The organism is Acinetobacter sp. PK01, assembly GCF_022819285.1.
Taxonomy (GTDB): Bacteria; Pseudomonadota; Gammaproteobacteria; order Pseudomonadales; family Moraxellaceae; genus Acinetobacter; species Acinetobacter tandoii.
Genome location: NZ_CP094643.1, coordinates 2,237,535 through 2,250,772, shown reverse-complemented (window position 1 = coordinate 2,250,772; position 13,238 = coordinate 2,237,535). Strand labels below are relative to the sequence as shown.

At 41.9% G+C, this 13,238-nt stretch carries 13 protein-coding genes and 1 pseudogene; 9 read left to right on the top strand and 5 right to left on the bottom strand.

All coding sequences use genetic code 11. The features are described from left to right. Window positions 1-3: 3 nt before the first annotated feature. Genes MP622_RS10570 through MP622_RS10560 form a run of 3 tightly spaced genes read left to right on the top strand, consistent with a single transcriptional unit; the run spans window position 4 to window position 3,827 of the window. Window positions 4-942, top strand: coding sequence for an ABC transporter permease (locus tag MP622_RS10570; RefSeq protein WP_243790886.1), 939 nt, complete (start codon window positions 4-6; stop codon window positions 940-942). Between the two features lie 7 nt (window positions 943-949). Then, the gene (locus MP622_RS10565; RefSeq protein WP_243790884.1) at window positions 950-2,092 is read left to right on the top strand and encodes an ABC transporter permease; all 1,143 of its coding nucleotides are present in this window, start codon (window positions 950-952) and stop codon (window positions 2,090-2,092) included. A gap of 13 nt (window positions 2,093-2,105) precedes the next feature. Beyond that, window positions 2,106-3,827: an ABC transporter ATP-binding protein gene (locus MP622_RS10560; protein WP_243790882.1), complete on the top strand. Its 1,722-nt coding sequence runs from the start codon at window positions 2,106-2,108 to the stop codon at window positions 3,825-3,827. A gap of 357 nt (window positions 3,828-4,184) precedes the next feature. Here the strand turns inward: MP622_RS10560 and rluB are convergent. The 5 genes and pseudogenes from rluB to MP622_RS10535 all read right to left on the bottom strand — a co-directional run. Then, window positions 4,185-5,036, bottom strand: a pseudogene (gene rluB / locus MP622_RS10555) (23S rRNA pseudouridine(2605) synthase RluB); the annotation flags it as partial. Window positions 5,037-5,077: 41 nt separating this feature from the next. Further along, window positions 5,078-5,662 (bottom strand): SMC-Scp complex subunit ScpB, encoded by a 585-nt coding sequence (gene scpB, locus MP622_RS10550; protein ID WP_016166064.1) that lies wholly within the window; start codon window positions 5,660-5,662, stop codon window positions 5,078-5,080. Then, entirely contained in the window at window positions 5,659-6,450 is a 792-nt protein-coding gene (locus tag MP622_RS10545) for a segregation/condensation protein A (protein ID WP_016166063.1), read from the bottom strand. Before MP622_RS10545 ends, scpB begins: the two co-directional genes overlap by 4 nt. 342 nt (window positions 6,451-6,792) lie before the next feature. Then, the gene (locus MP622_RS10540; RefSeq protein WP_016166062.1) at window positions 6,793-7,410 is read right to left on the bottom strand and encodes an L-threonylcarbamoyladenylate synthase; all 618 of its coding nucleotides are present in this window, start codon (window positions 7,408-7,410) and stop codon (window positions 6,793-6,795) included. A 77-nt stretch (window positions 7,411-7,487) separates the two neighbouring features. Then, the gene (locus MP622_RS10535) at window positions 7,488-8,150 is read right to left on the bottom strand and encodes an elongation factor P hydroxylase (RefSeq protein WP_151505282.1); all 663 of its coding nucleotides are present in this window, start codon (window positions 8,148-8,150) and stop codon (window positions 7,488-7,490) included. A 97-nt stretch (window positions 8,151-8,247) separates the two neighbouring features. Between MP622_RS10535 and MP622_RS10530 the strand changes: the two genes are divergently transcribed. The 6 genes from MP622_RS10530 (at window position 8,248) to MP622_RS10505 (ending at window position 13,151) form a co-directional block, all read left to right on the top strand. Further along, window positions 8,248-8,805 carry a YceD family protein gene (locus tag MP622_RS10530; RefSeq protein WP_016166060.1) on the top strand — a complete coding sequence of 186 codons (558 nt, stop codon included), beginning with the start codon at window positions 8,248-8,250 and terminating at the stop codon, window positions 8,803-8,805. Window positions 8,806-8,882: 77 nt separating this feature from the next. Then, entirely contained in the window at window positions 8,883-9,065 is a 183-nt protein-coding gene (rpmF, locus tag MP622_RS10525; protein WP_004279227.1) for a 50S ribosomal protein L32, read from the top strand. Window positions 9,066-9,226: 161 nt separating this feature from the next. Beyond that, window positions 9,227-10,213 carry an ACP S-malonyltransferase gene (gene fabD, locus MP622_RS10520; protein ID WP_044739334.1) on the top strand — a complete coding sequence of 329 codons (987 nt, stop codon included), beginning with the start codon at window positions 9,227-9,229 and terminating at the stop codon, window positions 10,211-10,213. Beyond that, the gene (fabG, locus tag MP622_RS10515) at window positions 10,210-10,944 is read left to right on the top strand and encodes a 3-oxoacyl-ACP reductase FabG (protein ID WP_016166058.1); all 735 of its coding nucleotides are present in this window, start codon (window positions 10,210-10,212) and stop codon (window positions 10,942-10,944) included. Before fabD ends, fabG begins: the two co-directional genes overlap by 4 nt. 87 nt (window positions 10,945-11,031) lie before the next feature. Beyond that, window positions 11,032-11,268, top strand: a complete 237-nt coding sequence (gene acpP / locus MP622_RS10510) for an acyl carrier protein (protein ID WP_016166057.1) — start codon at window positions 11,032-11,034, stop codon at window positions 11,266-11,268. A 626-nt stretch (window positions 11,269-11,894) separates the two neighbouring features. Next, window positions 11,895-13,151, top strand: a complete 1,257-nt coding sequence (locus tag MP622_RS10505; protein WP_243790880.1) for a TolC family protein — start codon at window positions 11,895-11,897, stop codon at window positions 13,149-13,151. The last annotated feature ends 87 nt before the right edge of the window (window positions 13,152-13,238 follow it).

The window sequence follows — 13,238 nt, the reverse complement described above, 5'->3', positions numbered from 1 at the left end:
AAGATGCTGGCATATATCATACGTCGCCTATGGCAAATGATTCCGACCATGCTCGGAGTGGTACTGCTGATTTTCTTTCTGTTTAACTGGGTGGGGGGAGATCCTGCTTATATTCTGGCAGGCAAAATGTCTAATCCAGAACAGATTGAAAATATTCGCCAACAGTTGGGCGTCGATCAACCCTACTATGTACAGTTGTGGATTTTCATCAAACAGATTTTGACCTTCGATTATGGTCTGAGCTGGAGTACGGGGGAGTCTGTTTCACAAGTTATCACCACGCGTTTAGGTCCGTCACTGACCTTACTCATTCCGCTCACGATTTTACAAACTGTGATCTCGATTATTTTGGCATTGGCGGTTTCTGCGGTGCGCGGCACGCTAACGGATCGTATGGTCATGATGATGTGTACGATTGGCATGTCGATCAGTATTTTGGTGTATATCATTGTTTTTCAGTATGTATTTGCTTATCAACTCAGTTGGTTCCCCGTGCAAGGTTGGAGTGATCGTTTTAGTGAAAACCTATTTAAATACGCCTTGCTGCCGATTTTAATCATGCTGGTGGTCAGTATTGCACCGACCTTAAGACTTTATCGCAGCTTTGTCCTTGATGAAGTGAATCAGGACTATGTGCGCACCGCACGTGCCAAAGGAGTGGGAGAACGTCGCATCCTTGGTGTGCATGTCCTGCGGAATGCCTCTATCCCGATTATTACCGATGTCATGGCGACCTTACCTGCATTGTTGATTGGGGCATTTTTGATTGAGCGCTTTTTCGGTATTCCAGGCATTGGGCGGGAAGTGATTATTGCAGTCGAACGTAGTGATTTTCCTGTGATTAAAGCCATCACGGTTTATGTGGCAGCAGCCACCATGATTTTTAACTTGATTGCCGATCTGGTGTATAAGCTGGTCGATCCTCGCGTACAGTTGAAGTAGGTGAACTATGCTAAGTGTGATATTTAAAAGAAAAACACTAGATACCGAAGAAACCGCTTCTTCTGGGCTTTGGCAACTGGCCATGCGCCGTTTAAAGGCGGATCGAATTGCCATGATCTCGTTGTTTGTGGTGCTGTGTTATTTCGTGATGTTACTGCTGTCCATGACAGGAATGATTGCCTCCAACTGGAATAAAGAAGTCGCTGTTAGCTATGCGCCACCCACCTTTATGGGCGCAGATGCTGTCCGTGATACAACCGAAAAAGTCGCTACTCAATCACAGGCTTTGCCTGAAAATCCTGTTGATCCTTTAAAAGATGTGATTCGTGAACTCAATACTGAAATTGCCAAAGAGCAAAGTACTGGTGGCGCGATAGATTATTACGGCGTGGTTGATCCCTTAGCAGAGGACATGAAAGCGATCGATCAGCAATTGGATGGGCATTTGCTTGATCAACAGGCTGAATTAAAACAAACTCTTCCTTTTGGCGCCGACAAATGGGGACAAGATGTCCTGCAAAAAACCATTAAAGGGGCAGAAACATCCATTATTGTCGGGGTTGTGGCTGCCTTATTGGCGGTGCTGATTGGGACGGTACTTGGTGCAATTTCAGGTTACTTTGGTGGCTGGGTCGATGATGTCTTGAACTGGTTTTATAACATCTTCACTTCTATTCCTTATCTGTTACTGATTTTAGCCATTGCAGCGGTACTACAGCAAAAAGGGATTGTCTCGATAGTATTGATTCTGGGTTTAACAGGTTGGACGGGGGTTTATCGTTTAATTCGTGCTGAGTATATGAAACATACCTCGCGTGAATATGTACTGGCTGCCAAAGCCATTGGGGTCAGTCATTTTAGACGTATGTTTGTCCATATTTTCCCGAATGTTAGTCATATTGCTTTGGTGCAAATCTCGATTCTTGTGGTGGCATTTATTAAGTCCGAAGTCATTCTCAGCTTCTTGGGTTTTGGGGTGCCTGTGGGCGTTGTGTCATGGGGCAGTATGCTGAATGAGGCCCAAAGTGAATTGATTTTAGGTAAATGGTGGCAATTGGCGGCAGCTTCCATCGCGATGGCCGTTTTGGTCACCGCATTTTCCATGTTTACCGATGCATTACGTGATGCACTGGACCCAAAACTAAAATAAGAGGTGTATGAACATGACTGAATCAAAACAAAATTCAATCTTATTATTAAAAGTTGAAAATCTTCGGGTCAGTTTTAAGGGAGAAAATAAACAGTATACCGAAACGGTGAAGGGAATATCATTTGAAATTCCAGCGCATACCACAGTTGCCTTAGTGGGTGAGTCGGGCAGTGGTAAATCGGTAACATCACTCGCGACTATGGGTTTACTGCCCCCAGAGCAAAGCCGTATTTCGGCAGAAAGTAAAATTGTGTTTGAAGGCGTGAATTTACTGACTTTGTCACGTGCAGAGATGCGAAAAATTTGTGGCAAAGACATCGCCATGATTTTTCAGGAACCGATGTCTTCGCTGAATCCTGTATTTACTGTGGGCGATCAAATTGCAGAAGTACTCAAACTACATTTGGCAATGGGACGTAAGCAAGCTAGAGCACGTACTTTAGAGTTACTTAAAGAAGTGGGTATTCCTTCTCCTGAAACCAAAATTGATGCTTATCCCAGTCAGCTTTCGGGTGGGCAGCAACAACGTGTGATGATTGCGATGGCAATTGCCTGTGAACCGAAGTTGTTGATTGCGGATGAACCCACCACAGCACTCGATGTGACCATTCAAAAGCAAATTTTAGATTTATTACAAGACTTACAGCAACGCCGTAATATGTCGATGCTGTTTATTACCCATGACTTGGCATTGGTGGGTGAAATTGCCGATCAAGTGATTGTAATGCGACATGGGGAAATTCGTGAGCAAGGCGCAGTAAAATCAGTCTTGGAGCAGCCACAAGATATTTATACTCGTGCTTTACTACAATGTCGTCCGCAACTGTCACAACGCCCGTTCCGCTTGCCGATGATCAGTGACTTTATGCAGCAACAAGGTCAGGATTGGATAGAAAAAGTAGTGGCTGAACAGCCTCGTGCACAGCGACAACGGGGCTTAAAGGGCAATGAAGAAATCATTCTGGATGTTCGAGACTTAAAAAAATCGTTTTATAGTCGTAAAGGGGTGTTTGGTCGAGAAGAGTATCAAGCTGTGAAAAGTGTTTCGTTTCAATTGGCGAAAGGCAAAACATTAGGCTTGGTGGGGGAGTCAGGTTCGGGTAAAACCACCATTGGGCTATTACTTATGCGGTTGCAACAAGCAACAGGGGGAACGGCTCGAATTTATGGTCAAGATATCTTGGCAATGTCAGACAAGCAGTTTGCCCAGTTTCAACGTAAAATCCAGATCATTTTCCAAAATCCTTATGCATCGCTCAACCCGCGCTTTACGGTAGGACAAATTCTACTGGAGCCGATGCAGGTGCATGGCATTGGCACCAATGATGCTGAGCGCAAAAAAATCGCCTTGGATCTGCTGGAGCGAGTCAGTTTGCCCGCCTCAGCCTACCATCGTTATCCACATGAGTTTTCGGGTGGACAGCGACAACGCATAGCGATTGCACGCTGCCTAACCTTAAAGCCTGAAATTTTGATCTGTGATGAATCAGTGTCGGCATTGGATGTTTCCGTACAAGCACAGGTCTTGAATTTGCTGCAAGATTTACAGGATGAATTTGGCTTGAGTTATATTTTTATCTCACATGATTTGTCAGTGGTGAAATATATTTCTGATCAAATCATGGTCATGAATCATGGGGATATCGTCGAAATTGCCAATTCCGATGATTTGTATCAGTCGCCACGACATGAATATACTCAACGCTTGCTCAGTGCCATACCCAAGGGTGTGTAATCAATCGTTGAGTTTGGATAACTAAAACGCGCTTATTAAACTGCATCCACATCACATATAAAAAGAGCCACTTGAAAGTGGCTCAAATTTCAACTTGAATGATTAAAACTTTTTAAAGCCTTTGTTTACGCCAAATGGCTTACGTGGAGCTGGTTCATCACGAGTATCACGTTGGCCATATGAACCTTTGTTGCCAAAGTTTTCTGGGCGGCTATCACGTTGTGCATAACCAGAGTTTTGGCGTGGTTCACGTTGAGCATAACCTGTTTGTGCATTGTCCTGACGGCGGTGCGTATGACCATTTGGGTTTTCACGACGTTCACGGTTGAATGCTGGCTTTGCTTGTTGACCTTCATCTTCATTGTCACGACGTTGCTGACGTAAGAAACCGCCACGACGTGCTGCCATCGGTTTTTCTTGCATACGTTCAGTACGGCGTTTTGCCATACCGAATAGACCTGTGCCTTGGCGTGGCTTAAGTTCAACTGATTTAGTTAAATTGTCGATGTCAGCTCTATCGAGTTCCATCCAACGGCCTGTACGTAATTCACGTGGTAAAATGACAGTGCCATAACGAGTACGTAATAGACGACTCACTTTCAAACCTTGAGATTCAAAAATACGACGAACTTCACGGTTACGTCCTTCTTTCACCACCACTTGATACCAACGGTTAATCCCATCACCACCAATTTCAGAGAATGATTCAAATTTTGCAGGGCCATCGTCTAACACCACGCCACGCAGCATGTTGTTACGGATTTGTGGAGTAACTTCGCCCATAACACGTACAGCATATTCACGCTCAATTTCATTCGATGGGTGCATTAAGCGGTTTGCAAGTTCACCATCATTTGTGAACAACAACAAGCCTGTAGAGTTAATATCTAGACGACCTACCATAACCCAACGATCATTGGTAATGCTAGGCAAGTTATCAAATACGGTTGGGCGTTGTTCAGGGTCATTACGTGAACAAATTTCACCTTCTGGCTTGTAGTAAATCAGAACACGACGACGAATTTCATCTTCAATTTGGAACTGCACTTTACGACCATCGATGCGAAGCTCATCGCCTGGCTCAATACGTTCGCCCACTTGAGCAACACGACCGTTGACACTCACACGACCAGCAGCAATGACCTCTTCCATATAACGGCGAGAGCCGAGACCAACTCGTGCGAGTACCTTTTGCAATTTTTCACTCATGACAGCATAACCTTAGAAATTATCATCAACAGTTCACCTATTTATGACTTCGGTGCTTGCGCATCGAGAGCCATAAAAGCTTCCTTGGCATCCTGTAGGGGAGGCAATTGACCAATCGATGTTAGGCCAAATGCATTTAAAAACTGTGGCGTTGTAACCAACAACGCGGGTCTTCCTGGGAGTTCCCTAAAACCAGATTCTTTAATCCAGTTCCAGTCAAATAGGGTTCTTAATATTTGACTATTATTAGAAACTCCACGAATTTGTTCAATGTCCGCACGAGTCACGGGTTGGTGGTAAGCCACCACCGCCAAGATTTCGAGCAGAGAAGGCGATAAGCGGGTTGGACGCTCAGGCCAAGTTTGACTAATAATCTGACGATACTTGGCGCGTACTTGAAAACGGAAACCTTGTGCAGTTTCTACCAGCTCAATAGAGCGACCATGTTGTAAGACCATTAATTGTTGTATCAATTGACGAAGTTCAGACTTGGAGTATTGATCTTGAAAGGCTTCTTTTAGACGTGCCAAAGAAACTGGTGCATCACTCGCAAAAATAATAGCTTCCAGTTGCATCAACACTTCATGTTGAATTTCAGATTGAGAAAATAGATCAGCTTCACTCATACGTGTGCTCCTTGGACACTAAGTGGCGCCTCTATGCCTGAACCCACAATTTGAATACGTTGTTGACGGGTCAGTTCCAGTACAGCCATAAACGTCACAACCACGCCCATACGCCCCTGACTAGGTTTGAGTAGTTCAATAAAATCGAGAACTTCACCTGCTTGCAGCTTTTCTTCAATAAATGCAATTCGCTCTTCAAGCAATACGGGTTCTTGCTCAATTTTGTGGGTTACTGGTTCTGGGCGGTTAAACACGCAAAACAAAGCATCATGCAAAAGATTGACGGAAAAGCCTTCATGACGGACTGCGACATCGCCCAGACTCACATTCGTCTCGAATGTATCACGCTCAAGCACACTCATTTGCCCCAAGCGTTCAGCTGCTTGTTTGACACGAAGATAAGTTTCTAAGCGATCAATCAACGCTTGTTTGGGGTCTTTTTCAACAGCAATACTGGTGGGTTTCGGCAGCAACAAGCGAGATTTTAAATCTGCCAATAAAGCGGCCATCACCATATAGTCAGCAGTCAGCTCAATATTTAATGACTTCATGGCATCCATATAAGAAAGATATTGGGCTGCAATGGGTGCAATGTCTAACTGTAATAAGTCGAAGCCATTTTTTTGAATCAGGTAAATTAAAAAGTCGAGTGGTCCTTCGAAATGCTCCAAGAGAATTTCAAATGCGGCAGGAGGAATATATAAATCCTCAGGGATGGAGTCTTGCCATTCATCCAGAACACGGATGTGCGGCGTTTCTTCCATAGCATTATGGACGGATTGATTCATTACAGTTATTGGCCACGCGAATTTTCAAAGGCATGATTATGTGCTTTTTGAATCAGTACTTAGGGGAGAAAGTAGAGGTGATTAAAAAATACATAATTTTAATAGGCCTTAGTGTAATGCATATTCGGTGATGAATACATTACTTGACCAATCAAATAACAAAAAAAGCGGTAAATAAATACTGAGTATTTATTTTTGTGATGAACGTCAAGGCTATCTTTTATTCGCATTGATGAGAGCAAGCTTATGAAAGAACAATAAAATAAGATAATTAGGCTTAAAACAGAATCACTCGATCAAGGGGAGAGCCTTGAGTTGAGACTCGCCACCTGATGGTTCAACTTATTCAAAAGCGCTGACATCGCCTACGCCTTTACGAATGACAACAGGACTGTCTCCAGATAAATCCACAATACTGGTGGTGCTTAAGGTACCTAAGCCGCTATCAATAAATACATCAATGCGTTTTTCCAGTTGCATCTCAATTTCATAGGGATCATCGAGCGGGTCAGCACTCCCAGGTAAGATTAAGGTACTTGTGAGTAGAGGTTCACCTAATTCTTTCAGTAGCATTTGACAAATTGGGTTGCTTGGAATGCGCAGACCAATCGTTTTCTTTTTGGGGTGCATCAAGCGTTTAGGTACTTCGCTGGTGGCTGGTAAAATGAAAGTGGTCACGGCAGGGGTATTATTTTTGAGTAAACGATACATGGCATTATCGACTTTGGCATAGGTAGCAATGTCGGATAAATCTGAACAAATAATCGCGTACTGATGCTTTGGCCCTAAGCCACGAATCTGTGAAATTCGTTCCATTGCATTCTTATTTCCGATCTGGCATCCAATCGCATAAGCAGCATCCGTTGGATAAACCACCACATCACCCGCGCGAATACGTTCCACTGCCTGACTGATTAAGCGCGGTTGTGGATTATCAGGATGTATTCTTAAGTGCAACATATTTTTCTCCTGATTTTTTAGATATTATCTGCTGAAATTACAACATGTTGTCATGTAACTTTGATGAATTTCTGTAATTAGTCCAGCATTTCGCGTTGAAACTCGTCACTTTGTAATGTTTTGCCACTTCTTGTACACGCACAGATACAGTCAATAAAGTATTTTGCATCTCGTGGTAGCGCCACTTCTCCAGAACAATAACGTTGTACTTGTGCATATACATTATCTTTAAAAGTTGAACCATCACCCCCTTCACCAGTCAGGTTATCGAGAGAGACACGGAATTTTCGACCAAAAGCTTTGGCAAACATCCATTCAATTGCTTGTGGTTTAATTTCTACTTGTTCAAATAAAGCTTGCTGTTCTTGTGTACGACCATCGGGAGCATACCAATAGCCTAAATCTGGGAGTAAGCGACGTTGTTCACCAGCAATCGTCCAATGGCTAATTTCATGTAAAGCACTATTAAAGAAACCATGGGCAAATTGAATACGTGCGGGCTGTTGCTCTGTCGCTGGAAAATATTCAGGTTCATCTTCGCCACGAATCAAATTCACATTAAGATGGGAAAACCAATAATTAAAGTGTAAGATGAGCCAGTCAACTTGTTCAGTTTCTGACTGTAAATTCGCCCATTCCAAACGTTGCACTTGGTCTGGTGAAATGTCAAAATGAACAGTTGAAAGTGTGCTAACAAGTGATTTTTTATTCACTTCTGTTTGCGGCTGCAACAGATGCATGACTGTGTTACCCAAAATGGTCTGTCTAAATAAGTACAAAATTGTATCTTAATCTTTGACAGAGTACTGATGAATTTGTAGAATTGCCGCCTTAATTATGTCAGCAAATACCTTTCCGGCACAGATTGAGCCGTTTAAATGGGCTGAACAAGGCTTTACATGGTCAGGTACCCTGCCATTGTCTCGCTTTGCTCGTATCGCTCGTGAAGCTGTTGGATCAATTGATGATCAATTGATTAACATAGACTGTAAGCTATCAATGGATGCGTATCATCGCATTGTATGGTTAGATGGTCACGTTGAAACGACTGTTCCAATGGAATGTCAGCGTTGTTTAGACGCGGTTAGTATTGAACTCGTTTCAGATTTTCATCTAGCTCTAGTGGATGATGAGTCACTGATAGAGCGCTTGGATGAGGATGCTGATTTCATCGTCTTAGGTGAAAGTGAAGCAACGACGAAAGGTAGCTATGATGCGCCTGCGACGGCTGATTTACTGTCTCTGATAGAAGATGAATTGTTATTGTTGATGCCTTTGTCTCCTAAGCATGATGCTTGTGAACATAAGCACCAACCTGCCATTGAAGAGCTTGTTGAAGAAAAACGGGATAACCCGTTTGATGTTTTGGCAAGTTTGAAGGGTAAACTTAACTAATTTTTGTGTTATACTCTTCCGTATAAGACAACTGAATTTGTTCTGATCCATATTTTTTCGATTTGTAAGGAGCCATCATGGCCGTTCAGCAAAACCGTAAAAGTCGCTCTCGCCGTGACATGCGCCGTTCACATGACGCTTTAACTGAGAATGCATTAACTGTAGACCAAGCTACTGGTGAGACTCACCGTCGTCACCACGTATCTAAAGATGGTATCTACCGTGGTCGTCAATTATTCGCTAAAGCATCTGCTGAATAATTGATGAAGCATTAAGTGATGAGCTTAATGAAAAAATTGGGAGCGTAAGCTCCCTTTTTTTTGCCTTCGATTTTTGTTGTATTTCGCAATTACCAAAAACAAAATTAAGTGTTAAATTTCCGCTCCATGAATGAGCAGTGACTACATAAAGGATTTTTTATATGTCTGCTAGACCACTCGAACAAGCAGCTCAAGCAACAAAAACTGCATTTGTGTTTCCAGGTCAAGGTTCGCAAAAAGCTGGCATGCTGGCTGAACTTGCTGAACAGTTTAGTGGTATTCGTGACACGTTCGCGGAAGCTTCTGAAGCCCTTGGTTTTGATTTATGGCATATTGCCCAAAGCGGTGAAGGTTTAGACCAAACTGAATTTACACAACCTGTATTGCTTACAGCCAGTATCGCTTTATGGCGTGTGTGGTTGGAGTTGGGTGGTGTTGCGCCTAAATACCTCGCAGGTCATTCATTGGGTGAATACAGTGCTTTGGTTGCTGCTGGTGCAATGTCATTAGGCGATGCTGTTAAGTTGGTAAACTTGCGTGGCAAGCTTATGCAAAATGCAGTGCCTCAAGGCAAAGGTGCCATGGCGGCGATTTTGGGTCTAGAAGATGCCAAAGTTCTTGAGTTGTGTGCTGAAGTCACAGCACAAGGTCAGGGTTCGGTAGAAGCTGCAAACTATAATGCACAAGGCCAAGTGGTTATTGCGGGTGAAAAAGCTGCTGTAGAAGCGGTAATGGCAATTGCAAAAGAACAATCAGGCAAAGCGATTGCACTTCCTGTGTCTGTACCATCACATTGTTCGTTGATGAAACCAGCTGCCGAGCAATTCGCACTTGCTTTGGAACAAACTGCCATTGAGCTACCTAGCATTCCTGTAATACAAAATGTCAACGCGGAAATCGCGACAGATGTGGCGCAATTACGTCAGGCATTGACTGCACAATTGTACCAATCTGTGCAATGGACCAAGACGATGCAGTCTGTGCAAGATCAGGGTATTCAATTTATTGTTGAGTGTGGTCCTGGTAATGTGCTTGCCAATCTTGCGAAACGTTTGCCAAATATAGAAAAAGCATTCCCAATCGACACGAAAGGTCGTATGGAGGATGCACTGAATGCCATTTTAGTGGCAGAAGGAAAAATTGCATGACACAAGAACGCAAAGTCGCTTTAGTGACAGGCGCAAGTCGAGGGATTGGCGCTGCCATCGCTCAACAATTAATTCAAGACGGTTATTTTGTAGTGGGTACTGCGACTTCTGAGTCGGGTGCGGAAAAATTATCAGCAGCATTTGGCGAAAATGGTGCAGGTAAAGTGCTTGACGTGCGTGATGGCACTGCAATTGATGCTTTGGTTACAGATATCGAACAAAATTATGGTCCAGTTCTTGCACTTGTAAATAATGCAGGGATTACTCGTGATAATTTATTGTTGCGTATGTCTGAAGATGACTGGGATGATATTCTGAACATTCATTTAAAAGCTGTTTACCGTTTATCAAAACGTGTTCTTAAAGGCATGACCAAAGCGCGTTTTGGACGAATTATTAATATCAGTTCTGTGGTTGCGCATTTCGCAAACCCAGGCCAGGCAAACTATTCAGCTGCTAAAGCAGGGATTGAGGCGTTCAGCCGTAGCCTTGCAAAAGAAATGGGTAGCCGCCAAATTACTGTGAATTCAGTTGCACCAGGTTTCATTGCAACAGAAATGACAGAACAGTTAAGCGAAGAAATTCGTAAAAAAATGAGCGAACAAGTGGCACTTCAGCGCTTAGGTGAACCACAAGATATCGCGAATGCTGTAAGTTTCTTGGCTTCTGAGAAGGCAAGTTATATTACAGGTACGGTTTTACACGTAAATGGTGGTTTATACATGAGCTAATTAGCTGATGGATAAACTTTCAAAAAATTAGAGTTTCAATTAAACTAACGGCATTTAAAAACGCCACAAGCAATGAGGAGAATTCCTGTGAGCGATATCGAACAACGCGTTAAACAAGCGGTTGCAGAACAATTGGGTCTTAAAGTAGAAGAGATCAAAAACGAAGCATCTTTCATGGATGACTTGGGTGCTGACTCTCTAGACCTAGTTGAACTTGTAATGTCTTTCGAAAATGATTTCGACATCACTATTCCTGATGAAGATTCTAACGAAATCACTACAGTTCAATCTGCAATTGACTATGTTTCTAAGAAACTTGGTTAATTGTTGATGTTCAGCGCTGCTGAAAAAAAAGCCACCTTTTAGGTGGCTTTTTTAATGCCTTTATATTACTGAGTTTTTTGTATGGCTATAAGAATTTTTAGTCGTGTGAAAATACCCAGAAATAGGGATAGTGTTTTTCAAAACTCAATTTTAATCTAGGAGTGAAAATAATAAATAGACTTAAAATTAGAAAAGGAATCTGCTTCATTATTAAAGTTGAGTATGATGCTTGGTTTATTTGTAACAAATAATGTGTGCTACAAAGTGTGGTTTCATACATTCGTAAGTTGTGTTTTAAAAATAAGCAAAATTGATGGTAAATAAATAAAAGTATAATTAATATACATATGTATAAAGTGATTAATAAATATTAATTTTGGTTAACTAATACACATTATTTATGCTGATTAACTTCATTTTATTAATTAAATTAATTTCAAAATTTTATTTAATCAGAAATACAGCTGTCTATTTTTTTTATTATTAATATTTGCTTAATAATTTTAATAATTTTTTTATTTTTAAATATGTAGTTAAATTGTTGAATTTAATTGCTAAAATTGTCTGTGAGATTCAAGTCACAGTGTTCTGTATTTATAAGGAATATCTAAAGTAAAAATATGAGAATGCGAAATAAACAAGTACGAAAAATGGCTTGGCATAAAAGAATTGCTTTATTGGTCACCTTATTATGTAGTACTTCGGTTTATGCAGTTCAATTAAAAACGTTGTTAAAAACAGCTTTGGAGCAAGACCCAATGATGTTGGAGGCACAAGCAAATGAAGACGCCGCATTAAGCAAGGTAAAAGAGTCTAAATCATTACATTATCCAACTTTGGCTTTAACTGCTAACCAAATTTTGGGTCAATCTCATAAGAGTCAATATGATTATGTGAGTGAGGATTTTACACCAGGGGTTAAGGGTAGTTTGAACCTATATTCATTTGGTGCAATTACTGCTCAGGTAGATCGCGATGAAAAGAAATCTGAGTATTTTGAGAAGAAAATTGATGAGACTGCAGAAGAGCTAGGCTACAACATTGGTTCTGAATATTTAAAAGCACTTAATGTCCATGAAGCACTTGCTGTACAGATGCGAAGTTTGGAACGTCATAATAAATTTACGCAAGATATCAGTGTCATTGTGCAATATGATGCGGGACGCCGCTCTGAACTCACACAAGCACGTGCTCGTCAAATGCAGGTAGAACACACGATTAGTAGTTTGCAGCGTGAATTGGGTTTTGCACTGAGTCATCTAAAAAAATATTCATCTGAAGTGATTGATCAAGACACGCTGAGTGATCCATTTGTTGGTCTGGCACCGTCTGAGTTTATATCGCGTTATCAATTGAGTGAGGTTAGACAGCATCCATCTTATTTGGCTCAGGAGGCCCAGCTTGAGAGTATTCGTTCTGAGGTGAAGTACCGTAAAGCAAAACGCTATCCGAGTGTTAACTTGGAAGGGAATGTGACCACTGAAGATCGTCAAGTGTATTTGAATATGTCGTGGGATTTGTTGAATCGGGGAGCGAAATATTCTGTCGAACAAAGTGGGCAATCTGCTGTAGCAGCAAAAGCACGACTTGATCAAATTCAACGGGATATTGAAGAGCGGGCACGTACTGCAGAAATTGATATGTTTCAGAGTCGGCAAAAAATGAATATTTCGCAGGAGCAAATTCTCGCCTCACGTAAGGTGGTCAGTGACAACGAAAAGCAATTTAAAATTGCACGTAAAAGCCTGATAGATGTGCTCAATGCCTATAACGAATTGGCTGGGGTCGAAATGGCTTATGTGACTGCACAGAATGATTATCGTATGGCAGCGTTGGCTTATTTGCGTGCTCAAGCCAACATTAGCAATTGGGCAAGGCAGTAATAATAAAGAATGCAGATCCAAAGCGGATGTGGATCATGCGTAATTGACCTAAAGGTCAAGTTATTAGAATAGGATGACATAAAGAGA

Bases quoted from the DNA above. Each gene is read 5' to 3' on its own strand.
- MP622_RS10560 (WP_243790882.1), top strand. From the start codon at position 2,106: ATGACTGAATCAAAACAAAATTCAATCTTATTATTAAAAGTTGAAAAT.
- MP622_RS10530 (WP_016166060.1), top strand. From the start codon at position 8,248: ATGTCAGCAAATACCTTTCCGGCACAGATTGAGCCGTTTAAATGGGCT.
- MP622_RS10505 (WP_243790880.1), top strand. From the start codon at position 11,895: ATGCGAAATAAACAAGTACGAAAAATGGCTTGGCATAAAAGAATTGCT.
- rpmF (WP_004279227.1), top strand. From the start codon at position 8,883: ATGGCCGTTCAGCAAAACCGTAAAAGTCGCTCTCGCCGTGACATGCGC.
- MP622_RS10540 (WP_016166062.1), bottom strand. From the start codon at position 7,410: ATGTTGCACTTAAGAATACATCCTGATAATCCACAACCGCGCTTAATC.
- fabD (WP_044739334.1), top strand. From the start codon at position 9,227: ATGTCTGCTAGACCACTCGAACAAGCAGCTCAAGCAACAAAAACTGCA.
- MP622_RS10545 (WP_016166063.1), bottom strand. From the start codon at position 6,450: ATGAATCAATCCGTCCATAATGCTATGGAAGAAACGCCGCACATCCGT.
- MP622_RS10565 (WP_243790884.1), top strand. From the start codon at position 950: ATGCTAAGTGTGATATTTAAAAGAAAAACACTAGATACCGAAGAAACC.
- fabG (WP_016166058.1), top strand. From the start codon at position 10,210: ATGACACAAGAACGCAAAGTCGCTTTAGTGACAGGCGCAAGTCGAGGG.
- scpB (WP_016166064.1), bottom strand. From the start codon at position 5,662: ATGAGTGAAGCTGATCTATTTTCTCAATCTGAAATTCAACATGAAGTG.
- MP622_RS10535 (WP_151505282.1), bottom strand. From the start codon at position 8,150: ATGCATCTGTTGCAGCCGCAAACAGAAGTGAATAAAAAATCACTTGTT.
- MP622_RS10570 (WP_243790886.1), top strand. From the start codon at position 4: ATGCTGGCATATATCATACGTCGCCTATGGCAAATGATTCCGACCATG.